This is a genomic window from Clostridium sp. (assembly GCF_026168755.1).
Classification (GTDB): Bacteria; Bacillota; Clostridia; order Clostridiales; family Clostridiaceae; genus Clostridium.
This window is the reverse complement of record NZ_JAPFDR010000007.1, coordinates 68025-91648: the sequence shown is the minus strand read 5'-3', so window position 1 is coordinate 91648 and position 23624 is coordinate 68025. Positions and strand designations below refer to the sequence as shown.

Here is a 23624-nt window from a genome sequence, read left to right as displayed (position 1 = left end):
TTCTAACCTCGCTTAAAAAGGTGTAATGTATTTTTGACTAACATCTTCTCAATGTTTATATAGTTATATAAGTTATTTTTTACTATTACCCTATTAATTTTTTTTCTTGTTCTTATTCCTTCAATTATTCCACTTATATAATCTCTTCCTAATCCTTTAACAGAAAAATATAGCCATTTAATTAATATTCCTAATAATATAAATATAAAATTAACCACCACTTGTATGCTATGCATATTTTTGTATATTAAATAAATGCTATTTCTAGCTGATAATTTTACTTTAAATGAATTATGTCTACTTCCACTAGTAGCACTTCCTATATGATACACCTTAGCTTTAGCTGAATAATAATTTTTATAACCATAAATTCTAGCTCTATATGATATATCCATATCCTCTAAATAAGCAAAGAAATTCTCATCAAATAATCCTATTTTTTTAAATATGCTCTTTCTATAAATAGCCGCTCCTGCACATGAAGAAAATACTTCCCTTGACTCCTTATACTTATCACTTAATTCTCCATCGCCTATTTTTCTAGCCCATCCAAATATAGTATATTCATCTCCTACATCATCTATTATGTTTCTATTATCAAATCTTAACATCTTGCTGCATGCGGAAAATATACTTTCATCATCTTTTATACAATTATATAATTCCAATAACCATTCTTTATGTAATTCTGTATCATTATTAAGTAATACAACAAATTCACTATTACTATTTTTAATACCTTCATTTACAGCTTTACTAAAGCCATAATTTTTTTCTAAACAAATTAATTTGACTATGTTTGAATATCTATTTTTTATATATTTAACACTTTCATCCGTTGATGCATTATCTACAATTATTATCTCATCAGCTTTTAAAGACTGTTCCATTAAGCTTTCCATACAAGCTTTCAAGTACATTTCTCCATTATAATTTGGAATTACTACTGAAACACTCATTATCTTAAATTCTCCTATATCTTTATAAAATATTATGATTATGCATTGTTCTACAACCAAACCATAATATTTGATTTTTATTTAAATAAAATTAACTTTTCTCATTTTTTTGCTATACTAATTTCATATTAAATTAATATATTATATATTTGATTAACATAAAACTAATTATATAAAATTCTTCTTATTAATACTATTATTATTTTTAATTATTGTCAAATTATCAAATAATTTTATTAATATATCCTTTAATATTGTTACCTTTCCATTTTTATCAATTGTAATGATAATATCTAGACTTTTTTAAAGATATTCCTCCTGATGTCAAAACTTCTATATATAATCCACTTCCAACAAATCCTTTGTTTTCCTAATAATTATATAACAATAGAAAAATTTTTTAAATGTAAAAAGTATAAAATTAAATATATAAGAAATATAACCTCATTACTTATATTTTTTGCACTATTTAAAATTTTGTTAAATTATGGTTTAGACAATGATATAATAAGTAAAAACTTTTGGGATATAACTGGTGGCTATAACCAATATGGTTTTTCATATTCCTTTTATAATAGTGCTGTTAATAATGGAATGTCTAAACCTAATGGTTATTCAAAAAATACTATAGCAGGTATAAAAAATGAATTAGATATATTAACTGCTGAAAATTCTAATAATAAAACTTTAACCTCTTCAGCAATAATTGAAGATAATTCTTCTAATAAAGAAGTAAATTCTGATACTTCTATTATTAAACCTAATATAATAATAGTTCAACTTGAATCTTTTATAAATCCTAATTGGATAACTAATATTGAATTAAACAAAAATCCAGTTAGTAATTTTGAAGCATTATCTGATGATTTTACATCTGGTCTATTATCTGTTCCTTCCTTTGGTGGAGGTACTGCTAATACAGAATTTGAAGTTATTACTGGAATGTCAACTGAGTTTTTTGGTACAGGTGAATTTCTTTTTAATACTATAGCTTCAAAAAAATCTATACCATCACTTGCTTATTCTTTAAAAAATTTAGGTTATAGTGCTAATGCTCTTCATAATCATGAAGGAAAATTTTATACAAGAGATAAAGTTTATAAAAATTTAGGATTTGATAGCTTTACTCCTATAGAATGTATGTCTCCTCCTGAAAGAACTCCTGTAGGTTGGCCAAAGGATAATGTTTTAATAAATGAAATTTGTAATATAATTACTTCTACTGATAATCCTGACCTAATATTTGGTGTTTCTGTTCAAGGTCATGGAGGATATCCTAATGATTATGTAGAAGATAAAGAAATTTATATTACTAATGATTATTCTAAAGATAATAAAAATAGCTTAGAATACTATATAAATCAAATTTACGAAATGGATCAATTTGTTGGTAACTTAATTGATGCTGTTAATGCCTTAGATGAACCTACTATAATTTCTTTTTATGGAGATCACTTTCCAGCAGTAGGACTAGACACTAGCGATGTTTCTATTAATACAATTAAATCAACACCTTATGTTATTTGGGATAATATGAATTTAAAAGAAGATGATAAGGATATTAAAACTTATAATCTTACATCTTTAATACTAGACAAGCTTTCTTTCCCAGATACAACTTTAAGTTTACTTCATAATAGTAATCTTAATCAAGAAACAAAGACTGAATATCTTAATCAATTAGAATATGACATGCTTTATGGCAAAAACTATACTGATGATTATGAAAAGCTTGTTCCTTCAAGTGAGTATAAAATCTGTTTTAAAAATGTAAAAGTTAATAATGTTGAAACCTATGATGATAATAATATTTTAATTAAAGGTGAAAACTTCAATAATTATAGTAATGTATATGTTGATGGGAAATATGTTGATAAAACTTTTATAGATAGTAATACTCTAGCTATTTCAAAAGATTGTTGCAAAACTAATAGCATAGTTCAAGTTTGCCAACCTTCTGCAACTGGTTCAACTGTATTTTCTTATTCAAATGAAATAACATTTAAATAATTATAATAAAAATAGGGGATTTAAAATTTACTATATATCATTAATTATGCATAATTAGTAATCATCATAAAATCCTCTATTTTTTTATTACTATTATTTATTTTGTAAATTAACTCTTAGTTATATCCCTTAGGGTTATTGCTTTGCCATCTCCAAGAATCTTCACACATCTCCTTGATTCCTCTTTCAGCTTTCCATCCTAATTCTTCATTAGCCTTTTTAGGATCAGCATAACAAGTAGCTATATCCCCAGCTCTTCTAGGAGCTATTTCATAAGGAATTTCTTTTCCTGATGCTTCACTAAATGCTTTAACAACATCTAATACTGAATATCCATTACCTGTACCTAAGTTATAAGTAACAAGTCCTGGATTAGTTGCTAATTTCTCTAAAGCTTTAACATGACCAGCTGCTAAATCTACAACATGGATATAATCTCTTACCCCTGTTCCATCGTGTGTTGGATAGTCATTACCAAATACTCTAAGTTGTTTTAATTCACCAATAGCAACTTTGGTAATGTATGGCATTAAATTATTTGGAATTCCATTTGGATCTTCTCCTATTGTTCCACTCTTATGAGCTCCAACTGGATTAAAATATCTAAGTATTGCTATATTGAATTGTGATTCAGCTTTTGCAATATCTCTAAGCATATCTTCAATCATAAGCTTAGTTGATCCATATGGATTAGTAGTTGAAAGTGGAGAATCTTCTGTTATTGGAACAACCTTTGCATCTCCATAAACTGTTGCTGAAGAACTAAATACAAAGTTTCTACAACCATATTTCTTCATAGCCTTTAATACTACTAATGCACTAGTTAAGTTATTATAGTAATATTCTAACGGCTTTTCTACTGATTCACCTACTGCTTTAAATGCTGCAAAGTGAATTACTGAATCTATTTCATTATCTCTAAAAATTTCTTCTGTCTTTTCTACATCAGTTAAGTCAACATTATAAAACTCAACGTCTTTGCCTGTTATATCTTTAATTCTATCTCTAACAAGCTCCTTGCTATTACTTAAATCATCTGCTATTACAACATCATATCCTGCATTTAAAAGCTCTACTGTTGTATGGCTTCCGATATATCCCATTCCACCTGATACTAAAACTGCCATATACAATCTCCTCCCAATAAAAGTTTTATTTTCCTCATTAATATTATATAACAATTAAATTTAATTTAAAATATCTTTTTTAAATTAATTAATAAAGTTTTTAATATATTCTAACAATTTAACTTTATTAAAAGCATTAATTTAATATTAGTTAATGATACTTTTGTCTTTTATATAATTTTCTATACAGATAATTAACGTATAAATTTATATAGTGATTATAACTTTTATGGTATAATCACTATATAAATTATAATAACTATCTTTAATTAACTTAAGGGGGAACTTATGAAGAGAAAATTATCAACAACAACAAAGGTACTAATTAGCATCTTATTAGTATTTGTACTAATAATTTCTTTGTCCGTTTTTGCATTTAATCATTTTAGTTCAAAGGTAGAAAGAGTAGAGATTGATAGAAGTTCCGTTACTGAAACTGGTAAAGAACCAGCTAAAGAAGATGAAGATGTTATTTCTATTGCTTTATTCGGTACAGACTTTACTGAAAATGAGAAATACGGAAATCTATACGGTGCATCTGATGCTACTATGATATTAGGAATTGATACTAAAAATAACAGACTTAAACTTTTCTCTCTTATGAGAGATCTTTATTTAGACTTGCCTGATGGTAGTGGCAATAAACAAAACTTAAATTATACTATGGCATATGGTGGTCCTGAACTTATATTAAAAACTATCAACTATAACTTTAATTTAACAGTTGATAAATTTATTCATGTAAGCTTACATACTCTACCAACTATAATAGATAAGTTTGGAGGCGTTGAATTAAATATTACAAGTGAAGAGTTAAATTTCATTAATAATTATATAACTAGTATCGATAAAGAAAATGGTACAAACACTGAAAAATTAACAACTCCTGGTTTTCAAACTTTAAATGGTACTCAAGCTGCTGCTTATTGTAGAATAAGATATACTGAAGGCAGAGATTTCAAAAGAACAGAAAGACAAAGAGAGGTTTTAACAGCTTTATTTGAAAAATTTAAAACTGCTTCAATTACCGATTTAGCTACTATGATGAATGACATATTACCATTAGTTTCAACTAATCTTACTAATACTGAAATAATGTCAATAGCAAGTAAGGTTTTAAGTATGGGTGTACCAACAATTGAGCAATCTAGATTCCCACTTGATGGTAAATCAGAAATGATTGCAACTGATATGCTTCATTTAACAACTGATATGGAAGAAACCACTAAAGATATACATAACTTCTTATATTCTTTATATTAAAATTATATAACTTAAAATGAGATGCACTATAATATGGGCATCTCATTTTAATATTACTAAATATGCTTTTATTAATTATTTCTATTAAAAAATATTGACTCTATTAATAACGAAACTACTACACAAACAAATAAAACTAAAAATACTATACTCAACACCCTATTAATATTTTTACTTTTTATTGCACTAACAGTATTTAAGGTCTCACTATTATTTTCAGTAAAATTACTATTATCACTTGTCTTGCTATTTTTAGCTATTTCTTCATCGTTTAAATCACTACTATTACTTTTCTTACTATCCCCAGCCACATCATCATTTAAATGACTATTACTATAATCATCACTTTTAGTCATATCATTAAAATTATTATTACTATCACTATTGTTTGTGTTTTCATCATTAATAATCGTATTTTCGACTATGTAACTTTTTAATTCCTCATAATCTTGTGATGTAAGAGGCGATTCCTTATAATTTTCATAATACCGTTTAACATCATCCATATCACATTTAATTAATGTTAATTTACTATCTTTATCTTTTAAAACAACTTCCTTACTCGATAAATCCAAATCTAAATTAATATTTAATTCATCTGCTATATTTAAAGCTTCACCATAAATATTAAATAATTCTATAAATGTAAATTCACTATAATCTTTCTTTTCTTTTATTCTTGAAATAATATTATTGGCATCCTCTAATAAATTTTTTGTTTCTTCACTACTAAGCTTTAAATTAGTAATATAATTAATAATATTATCACTATACTCATCCGGAACCCCCACACTATCTAATTTTTCTTCTATTAAATTCAAGGTCTCACTATGTACATATAAAATTTGTGTATTTAATGCTAAAAAAGTAATTATAAGTATTCTAAAAACCTTCTTCATATTAACTTTTTAACTCCTTTATATATAAATTTATTTATCTTAATTATTGCCATTCCTATATTAATTATTACATTTCAATAAAAATATTTATGTACCAAATTTCTTTATTTCACTTTGTTTTTTTACTAAATATCCCCATTTTTATGATTTAATCACTTTGTATGTGATATATCATTTGTTTTTATTAATTTAAGCATATTTACTTAGTTTGTTATTAAAATTTGTACATGCTATAATATTCTCATCATATTTTTAGGAGGGATTTTTTTAATGGACGATAGCTCGGGGGGTAGTATTATTCTTATTCTTATACTAGTAATAGTAAACGCATTTTTTGCATCTGCTGAAATGGCTATAGTATCAATCAACAAAACAAAATTAAATTTATTAGCTGAGGAGAATAATAAGAAGGCAAAATTATTATTAAACTTACTTAAGGATGCTAGTGGATTCTTAGCTACAATACAAGTTGGTATTACTTTTGCTGGATTTTTCGCATCTGCTTCAGCTGCAACATCAATCTCAAAAGGGTTTGGATTGTATTTAAGTAATTTAGGAGTTCCTTATGGTGATGATATAGCTTTATTATTAACCACCTTAGTAATATCCTATATAACTTTAGTGCTTGGTGAATTGGTACCTAAGAGAATAGCATTACAAAATGCAGAAAAGGTTGCTATGTTTAGTGTAAAACCTATAATATTTATTTCCAAATTTACAAAACCATTCGTATGGTTTCTCTCTATTTCAACTAACTCTATTTTAAGATTATTTGGAATAAAAGATAAATCTGGTGAAGAAAAAATATCAAGAGAGGAAATCAAAAGTTTAGTTGAACTTGGTGAAGAACAAGGTGCCATAAATGAAACTGAAAGGACTATGATAGATGGTATAATTAAGTTTGATGACATCTTAGCTCGTGAAGTAATGACTCCAAGAACTGAAACATTTTGTATTGAAGCTAATTCTAATATTAAAGAAAATATAAATTTAATATTGCAAGAAAACTATTCAAGAATTCCTATTTATGAAAATGATATTGATAATATTATTGGTGTCATTTATATGAAGGATATATTTTCAGAGATAATACAAAAAGGAATTGAAAATGTTAATATTAAAAGTATTCTTAGAAAACCATATGTAGTTCCAGAAACTAAATCTATAGATATACTTCTTAAAGAATTACAAGATTCTAAAAATCATATGGCTATACTTATAGACGAGTATGGTGGATTTTCAGGAATAGTTACTTTAGAAGATTTGCTTGAAGAAGTAGTTGGCGATATTCAAGACGAATATGATGAAAACATTGATTATATAGAAAAAATTGATGCTAACACTTATATAGCTACTGGCCTAGTTAGCATTTTAAATTTAAATAAGCATTTAAATTTAGATTTTAAATCAGATTCTATAGATACTTTAGGTGGGTTAATAATTCAAAATATAAATACCATACCTAATAAGTATATTAATAAAGAAGTTATTATTGATTCAGTAAAGTTTAAAATCTTGTCTGTAACAGGCAAAAGAATAAACAAAGTACAAATATCAATATTATAATATTAAAAATTATAATACCGTATATCCTTAGTTGGTTATACGGTATTTTTTTATTTATATCTATTTATTTTTAAAATATTCTACTATATGATCAGCAATTCTTGGACAAGCTTTTCCATCTCCATAAGGATTTACTGCATGAGCCATTTTATTATAAGCTTCTTCATCATTTATAAGCTCATCAGCAATATTAAATATGTCTTCTTTATTAATTCCTGCTAATTTTACAGTTCCAGCTTCAACTGCTTCTGGTCTTTCAGTTTCTGTTCTCAAAACAATAACTGGCTTACCAAGAGCTGGTGCTTCTTCTTGTATCCCACCTGAATCTGTCATTATAAGATAGCACTTAGCCATAAGATTTGCAAAGTCAACATATTCAAGAGGTTCGATTAAATGTATTTTATCATCTACTCCCTTAAAACTTTCATTTGCCATCTCTCTTATTAAAGGATTTTTATGCATTGGGAATATTACATTTACATCTTGATTTTTAATAACAAGTTCTTTAACTGCTGCAAATATATCTTTCATTGGCTCTCCCCAATTTTCTCTTCTATGTGCAGTTAATAAAACTATTTTTTTATTTTCAAAATCTATATTATTTAAATTTTTATCTTCAAATTTATGATTTTTATCTATAACACTAAGTAAAGCATCAATTACAGTATTCCCTGTTATGTATATATTTTTATGTATATTTTCTCTTTCTAAATTAGCCTTATTACTTTCTGTTGCTGAAAAATGTAAAGTAGCAATTGCTCCTGTTAATTTTCTATTAGCTTCCTCTGGAAATGGAGAATAAATATCTCCAGTTCTAAGTCCTGCTTCAACATGTCCTATTGGCTTTTGGTTATAGAAAGCTGCTAATGCTCCATTTAATGTTGTTGAAGTATCTCCATGTACTAAAACTATATCTGGATTACATTCTTTTATTACTTTATCTACACCTATTAAAACTTTATTAGATACATCAACTATTGTTTGACCATGTGACATTACATTTAAATCATACTGTGGTTTAACATCAAAAATCTCAAGTACTGTATCAAGCATTTCTCTATGTTGAGCTGTAGCACATACAATTGATTCTATTCTATCATCCTTCTCTAAAACTTTAACTAAAGGACACATCTTTATTGCTTCTGGTCTTGTGCCAAATACGCTCAAGACTTTTATTTTACTCAATATCTTTACCTCCTAAGTAAATTCTAATATTATTACTCCTTATCTAAATAGCTTCCTACTACTATTAATATTACAGGAACAAAATATGAAAACATGCTTATTATTATATTAAATCCATAGTAACTAGATGATATACTTGCACTAACAAATCTAATTAATGTAAATGCTATAACAACTACTATTGGTGCAATTATTCTTATTTGTCTTTTTAAATTGATAAAATTATTAAATAATAATGATGCTAATGCAATAATTATTATAGGCTCAATAAAACTTAAAACAAATTCTATAATGTAAAACATTGTGCTAAAAATTCCATAATATCTCGCTGAAAATATAAGTTCCTCAAAGAAATATGGTATGCTACTAATATTATTTATTACTTTAGGTACCAATAATATAATAGCAATTATTCCAAGAACATAATTAGCTATTTTTTTATTCTGACTAATCTTATCCTTAACTTCATTAAAGTCTTCAGATTTTGAAAAATCTTTTACTAAATTTAATGTATTGTTTGTAGCCTCAACTGTAGCATTTACTGCTTTATCAGCATACTCCTTAACCTTATCTGAATTTATAGTACTTCCATTATTATAATTATTGTTACTATTATTATCTGAGTACATTTCAGATACACATTCTTTACAATAATACTTATTATTTATTTTTACCTTACACTCTTCACATATAAGCTTGTGACATCTCACGCACATACCTACTGCTTCTCTTTCTTCATGATTTGAACAATTCATACCTTTTTAACTCCCCCTTCCATTATTAATCTAATATTAAATCACCATTTGCATCAGTGAATTTTTTACAAGCAATTAATATAAAATCTACTAAAGTCCATATTCCAAAACCACCAAAAGTAACTAATTGCAATATCCCTGTTCCTATTTTTCCTACATAAAATCTATGTACTCCTATAGTTCCAACAAAAAGACATAATAATAATGTTACTAACCAACTCTTTTGTGTTGGCTTACCTGAATAATAATTGTTATAACATTGTTGATTTGTTCTATTATATTTATTATTTGGCTTAAATACTTCTGTTTCTATGCATGTTTTACATACTGCTTTTCCATTTATATCAACCTTACATTCATCACAAATAAATCTTCCACATTCTGTGCATGCAGCTATTACCTCTTTATTATCATGATAATAACACTTCATAATTCTTACATCTCTCCTTAAATTTAAAGTAATAAAATCTACTTTCTCTTACATTTATAATTATATCATATAATTTAAATCCTAGGAAAAGTTAATTACAAGTATAAAATAATTTGCCCCTATGAATTTAGATTTTAAATTCATAGGGGCAACACTTTATATTTATATTTCTATTTCAAAAACAGTTTTATACATCCTTTGAAGAGATGTATTTAACTTAATAGTTCCATTATGCATTTCTACTATAGTTTTAGTTATTGCAAGACCTAACCCAGAACCTTGCTTTATATTCCTTGATTCATCTCCAACAGTAAATGGTGAAAATATATCATTAATTATCTCCTGTGGAATACCTACTCCATTGTCTGCAATAATAATTTTATAGCGTCTTCCCTCATTACTTAAAGCAACATAAATCTCTGTTCCTACAGGATTATGTTTCATAGCATTTCCTAAAATATTATCTAAAACCCTTTGAAACTGCACCTTGTCAATTTTGCATTCCATTACTTTTTCAGGAATATCTACTTCAATACTAAATCCATTTTCTAAAATATCCTCATACTTAATTGCTATATATTCTCTTAGATATTCAGCTAAATCTACTTCCTCAAGGACTAACTTAAAACTTGGATGTTCTAACTTACTATATTCATAAAAAATATTAATAAGCTCTGTTAGACGATTTGCTTTAGAATAAATGATATTAAAATATTTCTCATATTCCTCAGGAGAGATAACTCCATCAGCTAGTGCCTTAGAGTAGCCTTGAATAGTAGTTATTGGAGTTTTTAAATCATGAGAAATATCAGCTAACATACTTTGCTTGTCTTTAATCAATTTATCTTTTTCCAATTCACTACTTTCTAACTTATTCATCATAACATTAAAACTTTCACAAATTTCAACGAACTCCTTAGGTCCAGAATAGATTATTTTCTCATTATTCTTTCCTTCTGATAAAAGTTGCATTGCTCTATTTAACTTATTTAAAGGCTTTTGAACCTTCTTTTTTAAAAATAATCCAAAAATAATGGTACATATTATACAAGAAATAAAAAATAATCCAAAAGAAATATTATTTAATTTATCAAAACTTTCATATAAAACTTCTTCATTAACTTTTTTTGACTTTATGATGGCCGTTCTATTTTCTCCATTTTTATTAACATAAGTATATTTATTTAAATAATATTCCTTTGGGTAATCACCAGTTATATATCCTAACTCCTCTTCTGTATACGAATTGATATTATCAGAATTATCTCCTAAATGATACACCACATTTAGATTGCTATCTAACACTTTAAGCCAGCCCTTATCAATATTATAATAAGATTCTCCATTCTCATTAATATCATATGGAGTTGATATTATAATTTTATAATAATTATTATCTTCACCTTTAAAATCATAAATACCTGTATAAATATACTCTCCTTCATAATTCTGAATAAAATTTAATTCACTCTCTGTATATTTGTCCTTATTATTAGATGAACTATAAATAATATCATTATTTTCATTTAGAATTTCTATTTCTCCATTACGACCAGCTATAGATTTTACATTTAACTTATCAAAGGCTTCTTCCACAAGTAACTTTTTATCATCAACGCTTAATCCTAATCCAAAATTATATTTTTTATCAAACACCATTGATACTATATTGTTTATTATTACCCAAGTTATTATAATTATGATACTATAAAATATATAATTTTTTAGTAATAATAAAAATATACTACCTCTCTTTTTCTTATAATTTTTCAAATTTATAACCTAACCCCCTAATAGTTTTTACGTATATAGGATTTTTAGGATCTGGTTCTATTTTCTCTCTTATCCTAGAAATATGAACCATAAGAGAATTATCATCACTTTGATAATATTCACCATTTATACATTTATATATTTGTGCCTTAGTAAAAACTCTTCCTGGCTTTTGCATTAATAATGCTAATATCTTATACTCAGTTGCTGTAAGCTGAACTTCTACTCCATTTTTAATTACAATTCTATTTTCATAATTTAAGGTAATTTCACCAATAGTTATAATATTATCTTCTTCTGAATCCTTAACTTTAAATTCATAGCTTCTTCTTAAAAGAGATTTTACCCTTGCAATTACCTCTAAAGGATTAAAAGGTTTGGTTAGATAATCATCTGCACCTAAATCAAGTCCTAAAATCTTTTCACTATCTTGATTTCTAGCTGAAAGAATCAAAATTGGTATTTGACTTATTTCTCTTATCTTTTTAGTAAGTTCATATCCATTCATCTTAGGCATCATTATATCTAAAATAGCTAATGAAATCTTCTCTTGTAAAAGCTTTTGAAAAGCCTCTTCTCCATTTGTTGCTAAAACTAATTCATAGCCCTCCTTTTCTAAATATAACCTTAATAATCCAATAATATCTTCATCATCTTCTGCAATTAAAATTTTATTTGACATATTATCTTTTTCTCCTTATAGACTATTCATATCTTAATGCATCAATAGGATTTAATTTAGCTGCCTTACTTGCTGGATAATAGCCAAAGAATACACCAATACCCATACAGAATCCAACTGCACCTAAAATTGCACTTACATTAGGTTTAGCTGTATATCCCATTACACTTGCACCTATAGCTCCCAATATAAACCCTAATATAATTCCTATTATACCTCCAATTATACATATAATTATAGACTCAACAATAAATTGAATTAATATAATACCTCTACCAGCACCCAAAGCTTTACGTATACCAATTTCTTTAGTTCTTTCAGTTATTGAAACCATCATTATATTCATAACTCCAATTCCACCTACTAATAATGAAATTCCAGCAACAGCACTAATAGCTAATTTAACACTATTAATCATCTTATTGGTTGATTCCATCATAGACTCCATACTAAATCCAACTGGTACTATATTTTTATTTTTTCTATATTCATTAGTAAAGAATTCATTAGTTATATTTAAAACCTCTTCTACATTAACACTATTACTAGGAAGTATTGTTAAAGAATTATATCCTTTATCTCCACCATTAATGTTTTTAACCACTGAAATTGGAATATATAAACTTGTAGTTGTTTTTTCCTTTCCAGAATCTACTCCCAAAGCTTTACTTTTATCAAATTCATAAACACCAGAAATATATACTCTAATCATATTACTCCCAACTGTTATTTCAAAACTCTTTCCTAATACCTCTTCATATGTATACTGACTTCCAAAGTAATCATCTATAAAAATATCACTAACTATAGCAACTTTTCTAGAGTTACTTATATCATTATTAGAAATAAATCTTCCTGATAAAAGCTTAGTGTTTTCTACTTTAAAATAACCATTATTTACACCATATATATCAATATTAGCACTATTCTTTCCATTGCTAATTTTATTATTTCCTACATTTTCTGAAACAGATATACCTTCTATTTTATCACCTAATGTATTTTTATATTTATCTAACATTTCATCTGTAATATTATCTTCTTCTGTTGGCTCTACATAAGTAAAACTCTGCATATCAAAATTTTCTGACTCTGTATTCATAGCCTTTTGTTCTAAATATACATTTATATTTCTAGCTCCAAATCCAGACATTTCATTAGTTATAGAACTTGCTAGAGAGTCTCCAATTGTTACAATTGTTATTACTGAAGCTATACCTATTATTATCCCTAGCATAGTTAAAATTGAACGTAACTTATTTGCTAATAAACTACTTATAGATAACTTAATATTTTCAAATAATCCCACTAAAGACTCCCTCCCTTTCTATCATCTATAATTCTGCCATCCTTTATAGTTATTATTCGGGGACACTCTTCTGCTAACTCCTTACTATGAGTTATAAGAATTATTGTCTTTTTTTGCTTTATATTTAATTCATGAAAAATATCCATAACAATACGACTTGTTTCACTATCTAAGGCACCAGTAGGCTCATCTGCTAGTATTATAGATGGATCATTGGCTAAACTCCTAGCAATTGCAACTCTTTGCTTTTGTCCTCCTGAAAGCTCATTTGGTTGATGATTACATCTTTCTTCCATGCCTACCTTTTTAAGAAGTTCCATTGCCCTTTCTGTGCGTTTTTTGCTGCTTATTCCTGCATAAAGCATTGGCAATTCTACATTTTTTAGAGCTGAAGTTCTTCCTATAAGATTGAAATTTTGAAAAACAAAACCTATCTTTTGATTTCTTATATTATTCATATCTTTTTCTGAGGCATTTCTAACATTAATTCCATCTAAATAATATTCTCCTTCTGTTGGCTTGTCCAAAACCCCAATAATATTCATTAATGTAGACTTTCCTGATCCTGATTCACCTACAATAGCTACAAACTCACCTTCATATATTTTCACATCAATTCCATGAAGAATTTCAAGTTCATTAGGTTCTCCAATATAATACCTCTTTATTATATTGTTCATATTAATAAGAAGCTTTTTATCCTTACATTCCTTCATCATCGACTCCCCCTTCATTTATATCAGAGCCTTCATCACTACCTTCATTACTTTCACTATTATATTCCGAATCATAAGAAGCATAAGCATTAATCTCCATACCTTCTTTTATATTGCTTCCACTAATTTCTGCATAATAATCATTTCTTTCACCAACAGTAATTGGTATCTCTTTAAACTTTCCATCTGATTCTTTTACAAGTATTGAAGGATTATTATCTATATTTTTTATAGCATCAATAGGTGCTAATATAACGTCACTTTTCCCTGAAATAATTATTTCTGCTTTTGCACTAGTCCCAATAAATAACCCTGAAGCATTTTTTATAGATATTTCAGCAGTAAATCCCTTTTTATCACCTTCACTAGCTACTGGAGATATTCTTACAAGCTCACCATCAACCTTATCAGTTAATGTATCACTACTTATTTTAGCTTTCATTCCTATATTAACTTTTTGAATATCATATTCTGCTATATTAACTTCAAGAATAAGATTATCTGTAGATTGAATTGTTGCAATTGCACCATCTGTCATACTTCCAACATTAACTCTTCTTGCTTTCTATCTAAGTTTTCACTAGCCTCTATATATTTTTTATACTCTTGTGAATCAATTGTTCCACCTGACTTTATCCAATTCTCATAAGCTTGTTTCTTATTGTTTTCTGCATTATTATAATTAGCTTGTTTATCTTTTATAGCACTAATCATGATGTCATATGTATTTTTTATACTATTAAAAGTTCCTTCATAATTACTTAAATCTGCATTTGCTTTATTTAAAATATTAGAAGCTGCTTCAACAGCTTTATTTTGACTGCTCGAGCTTTGTGATTGTGTACTTTTTAGTGTACTTAACTGACTTACAAGCTTATTGTAATTATCTTGTAAGGTTTTTCTTTGTTCTTCTAACGCTTTAGTTTTACTTTCAATTTCTTTAATAATATCACTGTCATCTAAGACACAAATAACATCTCCAGCTTTAACTATATCTCCAACTTTTACATTAACAGATTTAACTTTTGCAGCAATAGATGATGATACATTAGAAACTTCTCCACTTTTCACATTTCCATTAACTATTATAGATTTATTTATTTCCCCTTTTTCAAGGGTAACAGTTCCTTGTATACTTTCTACATTTGATATTTGTGAATCTGTATTCTTTCTAGCTTTTATTAGTACTAATCCGCCACCTAAAATAAGTACTGCACTAACTATAATTATAGCTTTTTTATTCTTTATTATTAACCTTTTTATACTGCTTCTTTTCATACACTCTATACTCCTTATAACTCTATCTTTTATAAGATAATTATAGGACATAAAGATAAAGGTTTTATTTACCCAATCTTAATATAACCTTAATAATAAATAACCCCAGGAGAAGGAAATGAATTCCCTTCCCCCTGGGGTTATTATTATTAATTATTTACTCTATTTATTTCCTACTCCTAGGGTAATAAAAACTTCTACTCTACTAATGTACAGATGAAATTTTTATCCCCCTAAGAAATCAAAGTGTTTCAATAACTATAATATAGTATCTTTGTTAAAGTAAATTTAAGTTCTTGTAAATTTAAGATTAAAACTTTCAATTTTACTATAAATAATAAAATATAAACTATATATCCTTATGATTATCTATTATTTCCTTATATCTATCCTCATAATAATCATATTCTTCATTTAAACCATCATCTTCATAAAAATTATTATAAAATTCTTCAGCTTCATCATCAAAATCACTTGCTGACTTTAATAAAGCAAAAAGAGCTAAACATACTAAAAATACAAATCCAATAATTAAAACATATTTAATCAAATAACCACCTCTTATAATAAACAACTTTATTATAATTCTTGCCATATATTTTGAGTGTATTCTATTAATTGTTAATATATTTTCTATAAGATTCCCAGAATATCCATTTGAAAAATAAAAAGTTACAAAAAATAATTAGCCCTCAGAAAATCAAATTTCTGATTTTCTGAGAGCCTTTACATTAATTGATAAAGTAACCTGACTACACTCAATAAATAAATAGAAAACTTAAAATTATCTTCTATTTTATAATAGTTTTTAAATATTCAATAAATCCATCCCTTAAATCTTCTTTTCTAAGAGCATATTCAACTGTAGCTTGAAGGAAGCCAAGCTTATCTCCTACATCATATCTTCTTCCTTCAAAGTTATAAGCATACATTGCTTCATGTTCAATAAGCTTAAGTAATGCATCTGTAAGTTGAATTTCATTTCCTTTGCCTGGAGCTGTATTTTCTAATATTTCAAATATTTTTGGTGTAATTATATATCTACCTAATATTGCAACATTTGATGGTGCTTCTTCTATTGAAGGCTTTTCAACTAAATCTTTAACCTTATAAACTCTATCTTCAATATGAATTCCACCAACTATTCCATACTTATTAACATCTTGTGCTGGTACTGTTTGTACCCCTAAAACTGAAGTTTTATACTCCCCATAACAATCAATAAGTTGCTTTAAGCATGGTTTTTGATCATTATAAACAACATCATCACCAAGTAATACTGCAAAAGGTTCATCTCCAACGAAAGTCTTTGCACAAAGTATTGCATGACCTAATCCTCTTGGCTCTTTTTGTCTTATGAAATGTATATTAACCATATCAGATATTTCTCTAACCATTTCAAGCATTTGTTGTTTTCCTGCTTTTTCAAGCTCCATTTCAAGTTCAACACTTCTATCAAAATGGTCTTCTATACTCTTTTTATTTCTTCCTGTTATTATAAGAATCTCTTCTATACCTGATGCAACACATTCTTCTATTATGTATTGTAATGTTGGCTTATCAACTATTGGAAGCATCTCCTTTGGTTGTGCCTTTGTAGCTGGTAAAAATCTAGTTCCAAGACCAGCTGCAGGTATTATTGCTTTTCTTATTTTCTTTTCCATAACAATTATTGTCTCCTTACCTTTTACTATAGTTCTAATTATAATTTTTTAGCAAACTGTATCTAAACACTTTACAATTATTTAAAATACATGTCTTATTTCAATTTTACTTAATTTGCTTTTTTAGACATTAATACAATAATTATACCACTATAATACGTATTTGAGGTATACATCCATACGATATATTTCGACATTTTATATTGATTTAGAGTATTTTATGTATTTTTTATCCCATTTAAACTAATTTATTTATTAAATTATCATCTAATTAGGAAATATAAATCAATATTTTAGAAACTTAATTCTATATTATTATAAAAAAAATTTCTGTAATATTATATATGAAATTAAAGAAATCGATTTCTATTTAAATTTTAATCAAAAGGTATTGTAGATTTTTATTATAAAAATATAGAGGTGATAGTTTGAATACGGTAATAAACAAAAAAATTGACAAAAATGATGATGTTTCTATAAAAACTTTATCTAGCTATGCAGCTGGAAGCTTAGGTAATAATATTATATTTTCATTAATCAATACATATCTTTTAATTTTTTTAACAGATAATTTTGGAGTAGGTGCTGCCGCCGTAGGTACATTATTTTTAGTAGCAAGAATTATAGATGGTATAACAGATCCTATAATGGGTGTTATAGTTGACAATACTAATACTAAAATTGGGAAAAGTAGACCTTATTTATTTGCTGTTCCAATATTTATATCAATTACAACTATAATGTGTTTTTCAACACCAGATTTAAGTTATAGCAATAAAATTATATGGATATATGTAGCATATATTTTATGGGGGATATCTTTTACTGCTATGGACATACCATATTGGTCACTGTCTGCTAATATTACAAGATCTTCTGAAGGGAAAACTAAAATTGTTACCTCTGCAAGAACAGTAGCATATGTTGGTGGATTTATAATTTCTATCCTTACTATTCCACTTGTTTCAGCTCTTAAAAGTTGGACAAAAGTAGCAATAATTTATGCCTTTTCTGCAAGTATACTTATTTGGATCACTGCTTTTGGAGTTAAGGAAATTAGTGCTACTACAAATAAAAAGGAAAAGCAAGGCTTTAAACAATTTATAAATTTATTAAAGACAAATAAACCTTTAAGAATAGTATTACTATCAATGTTAGTATTAGAGTTAAGTGGTTCAATAAAAAATACAATATCTATATACTATATAAAGTATAACTTTAATGCAGAAATGATGATTCCAGTAGTAACTTCAATTGGTTTGGTAGCAAGTATATTAGGTGGATTAATATCTCCATACTTAACAAAAAAACTAGGAAAAAGAAATACTGCTCTTTTAGGATTATTTGTTAGTGCATCTGGGTCAATTTTAGTATTTTTACTATCATACTCTTCATTATATTTAATGATAGCTGTAAATTTTATAGCAGGAATTTTTGATGGAGCTGGATATATTAGCTTAACTTCAATGGTTGCTGATTGCGTTGAATATGGCGAGTGGAAGACAGGAACTAGATCAGAAGGAATGATATTCTCTCTAAATATATTTAAAAGTAAGATTTCTAATGCTATTGGAGGATCTTTATGTGGATATATATTAGCTTATATTGGATATAGCGCTAATTCATCTCAGTCTACATTTACACTAAATGGAATTCATTTAATGCAAACTTTAATTCCTTGTATAATTATAATAATAAGCTTCTTACTATTAAGAAGATATAATTTATCTGAAGCAGAATATGATGCAATAGTAGATGATTTAAAAAATGGTATTACAAGAATAAGTAAATAAAAAATTAATAAAAGTATAAATGAAACATATTAGATTAAGCTTCATTTATACTTTTTATATTCTAAACAATACTAAATGTATAATATTAATATAAAAATTATTCACTCTTATCCATTTGCTTCTTTCTATAATTTAATGGAGACATTGAAAAATACTTTGAAAATGATTTTGAAAATAATAGAGAATCACTATAACCTACCTTACTTGCAACTTCGCCTATAGGAAGCTTAGTATTTTTTAATAAAAAAGTTGCTTAATACATCCTAAGATTTATCAGATATTTTTGTGGAGAAATCTTAAGATTTTTTATAAACATTTTATATAAATAACTTCTACTTAAGTTTACATGATCTGCAATTTCATGAACAGTTATACTATTCATATAATTAGAATTAATAAAGTCAATAGCTTCTTGAATATATGTATGTAGCTCTGTATCTTTGTGCTCGAATGGCTTAGGAAATTCTTCTATAATAGCATATAATAATGAATACAATTCTTTTAATAATAATATATCATCAGATTGTGAAGGGTTATATGTTTTTGATATTTCACACATATTTAATATTATACTTGGTATTTTTGAATTTTCTTTGCAATTAACAGCATAAGAATCAATAATAGAAGTTCTACTTAAATATTCATTAGAATTTGAGCCACTAAATCCTATCCAATAATATTCCCATGGGTCATCTATAGATGCCATATATTCAACTTTCATTCCTTTTAATAATATAAATATATCGCCTTTCTTTAATCTATATACTTTATCATTGAATTTAAAAGTACCTTCTCCCTTACTTACATAATGTATAACAGCATTTTTTAACACTTCATACTTATATCCAAAGCCCGGAATACCTTGCTCTATCCCGCATTCATCTAAACTCATTTCAAAATTTTCTTTCGTATACTTTTTCCATAATATTTGCATATATACCTCCTAAACACCATAGGAAACATTATAGCATATTTTAGAACTTTATAACTATTTAAAAATATTAATTTGCATATTAACATTAAATTATAGGCAAAAAATGCCTTTATAAAGTAAATTATATGGAATTATGTTTCATAAACATGCAATTATGTTTCATTATGCCATAATCACTTTAAATATATTTGGAGGGAAAAATGTTACTATTAAATGAATACCATGAAGATATTTCTAAATTACATGTAAATATGATGGAAAGAAGAAGTTATTACGTTCCATTTGTAAATACTATTGAGGCTATTAATGTTAAAGACAGAAATAAACAAAAGAACTTTTTTTCACTTAATGGGAAATGGGAATTTAATTATTTTGATAGCCTACAATTAATTAAAGAATTTAATAATATTAATGAAATTAATCTTTCAGATTCAATTGATGTGCCTTCTGTTTGGCAACTAAATGGATATGATTATAATCAATACACTAATGTAAAATATCCTATACCTTATAATCCACCTTTTGTTCCTAAAAACAATCCATGTGCAATTTATAAAAAGGAATTTGATTTTAAAATAAATTCTGAAGAACATGATTACCATATAACCTTTGAAGGAGTAGATTCATGTTTTTACTTTTGGATAAATGGAATGTTTGTTGGTTATAGCCAGATATCTCATGGCATATCTGAGTTTGATATTACAAACTTTTTAGTAAATGGTAAGAATACAATTACAGTATTAGTTCTAAAATGGTGTGATGGTACTTATTTTGAAGACCAAGACAAATTTAGAATGTCAGGTATATTTAGAGATGTATATATATTAAAAAGAGCAAAATCAAGAATAGTAGATTACAAAACAACTCCTACTGTAGATGTATTAGCTAAAGAAGGAAAATTAGATATCGAAATTCTTTCTGTCATTGGAAATCCAAAAATTGAATACGATTTAATTAATGCTCATAATGATATAATTTCATCTGGAATTATATGTAATGGTAATCTACAAATAAATATTAATGATGTAGAGCTTTGGAGTGCTGAGTCACCTAATCTATATACACTATTAATAAAAACAGAAAATGAAGTTATAAAAGAAAAAATAGGTATGAGGGAAGTTAAAATAGAAAATTCTATTTTAAAGATTAATAATACTCCTATAAAACTAAAAGGTGTTAATCATCATGATTTTAATCCAAGTACTGGATACGTTGTTACTTATGATGATTTACTTTTAGATTTAAAATTAATGAAGGAATGTAATATTAACTCTATAAGAACTTCTCATTATCCTAAATCTCCAATTTTCTATGAATTATGTGATGAATATGGATTTTATGTTATGAATGAAGCTGATATTGAAACCCATGGGGTTGTTGAATTATATGGAGCTGGCTATTTAGATAATTATAATATGATAGCTGATGATAAAATTTACGAGAATGTTATAATTGATAGAATTGATTCCTCTATAGTTCCTTTTAAAAATAGATCTTGTATTTTTATGTGGTCACTTGGAAATGAATCTGGATTTGGAATAAATTTTGAAAGTGGGGCAAAATATGCTAAGAAACTAGATCCTACACGCCCAGTACATTACGAAGGTGCATATTACGCTAGTAAAAAAAGAAAAAATGACTTTAGCAATCTTGATGTTATTAGTAGGATGTATCCAAGTATAGGGGAAATTGAAGATTACTTTAAAAAAGGCATGGACAAACCATTAATATTATGTGAATATGCACATGCTATGGGTAATGGTCCTGGTGGACTAAATGAGTATGATGAACTTATTCAAAATCATGATGAATTTGCTGGTGCTTATGTTTGGGAATGGTGTGACCATGCTATTCTTATAAAAGAATCTGAAAATGCCAAAAAAGTATACGGATATGGGGGAGACTTTGGAGAAGAAAACCATGATGGAAACTTCTGTGTTGATGGTTTAGTTTATCCTGATAGAAAACTTCATACTGGCTTATTAGAATATAAAAATGTTAACAGACCTGTAAGAGCATTAGAATTTGATGAAACTAATAAAAAAGTTAAACTTAAAAATATGCTTGATTTTAAAAATATTAATGACTTCTTAGATATTACTTATAAAGTGTATTTAGATGGTGACTTTGTTTCATCTAATAAATTAATATTAGAAAGCTTAAATCCAAAGGAAGAAAAATGGTATGATTTAAATATATCAAAATTACCAGTTGGAATTATTACTATATTGTTTGAGTATAGTGTAAAAACAAATAACTCCCTTTATAGAAAGGACTTCATATTAGGTCACGATCAATTTGTTATAAAAAATGAAACAACAAATATAGAATCTGTAAATAAACTAATAAAAGTTAATAATAATGAAGAAAAGTTTTATATAGAAGAAACTCTTAATAAAATTAAAATTATAAATTCAGATTTTAATTTTATATACAATAAAAATACAGCAACCTTTGATTTTATTGAGTCTTTGGGAGAAATCTTTATAAATGCTCCAATGGAATTTACTATTTGGAGAGCTCCTACAGACAATGATAGAAAAATTAAAAATCCTTGGATTGAAGCTGGTTTTAATCAAATTACAACATATGTATATAACACTAAAATTAAAGAACACTCAAATAAAGTAGAAATAATTACTTCCTTAAGTTTAATTCCAATATATAGGGAAAAAGTTATTGATCTTACAGTAACATGGAGCATTTACTCATGTGGGCTAATTAATTGTGATATTAAAGCTAATAAAAATATGAGAACTCCTTTTTTACCACGCTTTGGAGTACAACTTAAATTAAATAAATCTTATGAAGATGTAAGTTATTTTGGCTTTGGCCCATATGAAAATTATATAGATAAAAATTCTTGTTGTTATTTAGGTAGATTTAATTCAAAAGTTTCTGAAATGCATGAAGACTATATAAAACCTCAAGAAAATGGAAGCCATCATTTCTGCCGAGAAGTATCTATAACTAATAATACTGGAAAGATATATGTTTTATCTGAAAATGATTTTGCTTTTAATGTTTCACATTTTTCTGTTGAGCAATTAACTAATACAAGCCATAACTTTGATTTAAATGAAGAAGATTTAACTTATTTAATTATTGATTATAAACAAAGTGGTATTGGTTCAAATAGCTGTGGTCCTGATTTACCAGAAGAATATAGATTTAATGAAGAAGAATTTTCATATAACTTCTATTTAAAATTTGTAAAAACAAATATGTAATATTAAATACTCATTTAACGAAAAAACAGCGACAAACTCATATTTTCATAT

General features: G+C 26.5%; 20 protein-coding genes and 1 pseudogene. 5 read left to right on the top strand and 16 right to left on the bottom strand.

Features of this window, described 5'->3' with window-relative positions; translation table 11 throughout:
• Positions 1-2 precede the first annotated feature (2 nt).
• Positions 3-959: a glycosyltransferase family 2 protein gene (locus Q0Y03_RS04725; RefSeq protein WP_363318713.1), complete on the bottom strand. Its 957-nt coding sequence runs from the start codon at positions 957-959 to the stop codon at positions 3-5.
• Positions 960-1436: 477 nt separating this feature from the next.
• Between Q0Y03_RS04725 and Q0Y03_RS04720 the strand changes: the two genes are divergently transcribed.
• Complete coding sequence (locus tag Q0Y03_RS04720; RefSeq protein ID WP_297712677.1) at positions 1437-2969, top strand: LTA synthase family protein; 1533 nt, start codon at positions 1437-1439, stop codon at positions 2967-2969.
• A 116-nt stretch (positions 2970-3085) separates the two neighbouring features.
• On the opposite strand, the gene galE is transcribed toward Q0Y03_RS04720, so the two are convergent.
• A complete protein-coding gene (gene galE / locus Q0Y03_RS04715) occupies positions 3086-4096 on the bottom strand; it encodes a UDP-glucose 4-epimerase GalE (RefSeq protein WP_297712676.1) in 1011 nt (336 codons plus the stop codon).
• A gap of 288 nt (positions 4097-4384) precedes the next feature.
• Between galE and Q0Y03_RS04710 the strand changes: the two genes are divergently transcribed.
• Complete coding sequence (locus Q0Y03_RS04710) at positions 4385-5359, top strand: LCP family protein (RefSeq protein WP_297712675.1); 975 nt, start codon at positions 4385-4387, stop codon at positions 5357-5359.
• Positions 5360-5430: 71 nt separating this feature from the next.
• Here the strand turns inward: Q0Y03_RS04710 and Q0Y03_RS04705 are convergent, their stop codons facing one another.
• A complete protein-coding gene (locus Q0Y03_RS04705; protein WP_297712674.1) occupies positions 5431-6258 on the bottom strand; it encodes a hypothetical protein in 828 nt (275 codons plus the stop codon).
• 270 nt (positions 6259-6528) lie between these two features.
• On the opposite strand from Q0Y03_RS04705, the gene Q0Y03_RS04700 reads away from it, so the two are divergent.
• Positions 6529-7824, top strand: coding sequence for a hemolysin family protein (locus tag Q0Y03_RS04700; RefSeq protein WP_297712673.1), 1296 nt, complete (start codon positions 6529-6531; stop codon positions 7822-7824).
• A gap of 60 nt (positions 7825-7884) precedes the next feature.
• Here the strand turns inward: Q0Y03_RS04700 and wecB are convergent, their stop codons facing one another.
• From wecB to galU, 11 genes are all read right to left on the bottom strand, one after another.
• Positions 7885-9009 carry a UDP-N-acetylglucosamine 2-epimerase (non-hydrolyzing) gene (gene wecB, locus Q0Y03_RS04695; RefSeq protein WP_297712672.1) on the bottom strand — a complete coding sequence of 375 codons (1125 nt, stop codon included), beginning with the start codon at positions 9007-9009 and terminating at the stop codon, positions 7885-7887.
• 32 nt (positions 9010-9041) lie between these two features.
• Positions 9042-9764 carry a B-box zinc finger protein gene (locus tag Q0Y03_RS04690; protein ID WP_297712671.1) on the bottom strand — a complete coding sequence of 241 codons (723 nt, stop codon included), beginning with the start codon at positions 9762-9764 and terminating at the stop codon, positions 9042-9044.
• Positions 9765-9789: 25 nt separating this feature from the next.
• Positions 9790-10194: a TM2 domain-containing protein gene (locus Q0Y03_RS04685; protein WP_297712670.1), complete on the bottom strand. Its 405-nt coding sequence runs from the start codon at positions 10192-10194 to the stop codon at positions 9790-9792.
• 162 nt (positions 10195-10356) lie between these two features.
• Positions 10357-11967 carry a HAMP domain-containing sensor histidine kinase gene (locus Q0Y03_RS04680; RefSeq protein WP_297712669.1) on the bottom strand — a complete coding sequence of 537 codons (1611 nt, stop codon included), beginning with the start codon at positions 11965-11967 and terminating at the stop codon, positions 10357-10359.
• Positions 11954-12649 carry a response regulator transcription factor gene (locus Q0Y03_RS04675; protein ID WP_297712668.1) on the bottom strand — a complete coding sequence of 232 codons (696 nt, stop codon included), beginning with the start codon at positions 12647-12649 and terminating at the stop codon, positions 11954-11956. The genes Q0Y03_RS04680 and Q0Y03_RS04675 overlap by 14 nt, the downstream gene beginning before the upstream one ends.
• A gap of 22 nt (positions 12650-12671) precedes the next feature.
• On the bottom strand, positions 12672-13958 hold the full coding sequence (locus Q0Y03_RS04670) for an ABC transporter permease (RefSeq protein ID WP_297712667.1): 1287 nt from the start codon (positions 13956-13958) through the stop codon (positions 12672-12674).
• On the bottom strand, positions 13958-14674 hold the full coding sequence (locus Q0Y03_RS04665; RefSeq protein WP_297712666.1) for an ABC transporter ATP-binding protein: 717 nt from the start codon (positions 14672-14674) through the stop codon (positions 13958-13960). Before Q0Y03_RS04665 ends, Q0Y03_RS04670 begins: the two co-directional genes overlap by 1 nt.
• Complete coding sequence (locus tag Q0Y03_RS04660) at positions 14661-15212, bottom strand: HlyD family efflux transporter periplasmic adaptor subunit (RefSeq protein WP_297712665.1); 552 nt, start codon at positions 15210-15212, stop codon at positions 14661-14663. The genes Q0Y03_RS04665 and Q0Y03_RS04660 overlap by 14 nt, the downstream gene beginning before the upstream one ends.
• Positions 15209-15952, bottom strand: coding sequence for a biotin/lipoyl-binding protein (locus Q0Y03_RS04655; protein WP_297712664.1), 744 nt, complete (start codon positions 15950-15952; stop codon positions 15209-15211). Before Q0Y03_RS04655 ends, Q0Y03_RS04660 begins: the two co-directional genes overlap by 4 nt.
• Positions 15953-16301: 349 nt before the next feature.
• The gene (locus tag Q0Y03_RS04650) at positions 16302-16502 is read right to left on the bottom strand and encodes a hypothetical protein (protein ID WP_297712663.1); all 201 of its coding nucleotides are present in this window, start codon (positions 16500-16502) and stop codon (positions 16302-16304) included.
• Positions 16503-16743: 241 nt separating this feature from the next.
• Positions 16744-17616: a UTP--glucose-1-phosphate uridylyltransferase GalU gene (gene galU, locus Q0Y03_RS04645; protein ID WP_297712662.1), complete on the bottom strand. Its 873-nt coding sequence runs from the start codon at positions 17614-17616 to the stop codon at positions 16744-16746.
• Positions 17617-18044: 428 nt separating this feature from the next.
• Between galU and Q0Y03_RS04640 the strand changes: the two genes are divergently transcribed.
• Positions 18045-19409, top strand: coding sequence for a glycoside-pentoside-hexuronide (GPH):cation symporter (locus Q0Y03_RS04640; RefSeq protein WP_297712660.1), 1365 nt, complete (start codon positions 18045-18047; stop codon positions 19407-19409).
• A 97-nt stretch (positions 19410-19506) separates the two neighbouring features.
• Here Q0Y03_RS04640 and Q0Y03_RS04635 read toward each other — a convergent pair.
• Both Q0Y03_RS04635 and Q0Y03_RS04630 read right to left on the bottom strand, forming a co-directional pair.
• Positions 19507-19641, bottom strand: a pseudogene (locus tag Q0Y03_RS04635) (AraC family transcriptional regulator); the annotation flags it as partial.
• 21 nt (positions 19642-19662) lie between these two features.
• Positions 19663-20343, bottom strand: a complete 681-nt coding sequence (locus Q0Y03_RS04630) for an AraC family transcriptional regulator (RefSeq protein WP_297712659.1) — start codon at positions 20341-20343, stop codon at positions 19663-19665.
• Between the two features lie 200 nt (positions 20344-20543).
• Here Q0Y03_RS04630 and Q0Y03_RS04625 point away from each other — a divergent pair, with 200 nt between their 5' ends.
• A complete protein-coding gene (locus Q0Y03_RS04625; protein WP_297712658.1) occupies positions 20544-23573 on the top strand; it encodes a glycoside hydrolase family 2 TIM barrel-domain containing protein in 3030 nt (1009 codons plus the stop codon).
• Positions 23574-23624: the final 51 nt, after the last annotated feature.

Excerpts from the sequence above, each read along its gene's own strand:
- Q0Y03_RS04690 (WP_297712671.1), bottom strand. The coding sequence starts at position 9,764 with ATGAATTGTTCAAATCATGAAGAAAGAGAAGCAGTAGGTATGTGCGTG.
- Q0Y03_RS04725 (WP_363318713.1), bottom strand. The coding sequence starts at position 959 with ATGAGTGTTTCAGTAGTAATTCCAAATTATAATGGAGAAATGTACTTG.
- Q0Y03_RS04665 (WP_297712666.1), bottom strand. The coding sequence starts at position 14,674 with ATGAAGGAATGTAAGGATAAAAAGCTTCTTATTAATATGAACAATATA.
- galU (WP_297712662.1), bottom strand. The coding sequence starts at position 17,616 with ATGGAAAAGAAAATAAGAAAAGCAATAATACCTGCAGCTGGTCTTGGA.
- Q0Y03_RS04685 (WP_297712670.1), bottom strand. The coding sequence starts at position 10,194 with ATGAAGTGTTATTATCATGATAATAAAGAGGTAATAGCTGCATGCACA.
- Q0Y03_RS04660 (WP_297712665.1), bottom strand. The coding sequence starts at position 15,212 with ATGACAGATGGTGCAATTGCAACAATTCAATCTACAGATAATCTTATT.
- Q0Y03_RS04700 (WP_297712673.1), top strand. The coding sequence starts at position 6,529 with ATGGACGATAGCTCGGGGGGTAGTATTATTCTTATTCTTATACTAGTA.
- Q0Y03_RS04625 (WP_297712658.1), top strand. The coding sequence starts at position 20,544 with ATGTTACTATTAAATGAATACCATGAAGATATTTCTAAATTACATGTA.
- Q0Y03_RS04630 (WP_297712659.1), bottom strand. The coding sequence starts at position 20,343 with ATGCAAATATTATGGAAAAAGTATACGAAAGAAAATTTTGAAATGAGT.
- Q0Y03_RS04675 (WP_297712668.1), bottom strand. The coding sequence starts at position 12,649 with ATGTCAAATAAAATTTTAATTGCAGAAGATGATGAAGATATTATTGGA.
- galE (WP_297712676.1), bottom strand. The coding sequence starts at position 4,096 with ATGGCAGTTTTAGTATCAGGTGGAATGGGATATATCGGAAGCCATACA.
- Q0Y03_RS04710 (WP_297712675.1), top strand. The coding sequence starts at position 4,385 with ATGAAGAGAAAATTATCAACAACAACAAAGGTACTAATTAGCATCTTA.
- Q0Y03_RS04705 (WP_297712674.1), bottom strand. The coding sequence starts at position 6,258 with ATGAAGAAGGTTTTTAGAATACTTATAATTACTTTTTTAGCATTAAAT.
- Q0Y03_RS04655 (WP_297712664.1), bottom strand. The coding sequence starts at position 15,952 with ATGAAAAGAAGCAGTATAAAAAGGTTAATAATAAAGAATAAAAAAGCT.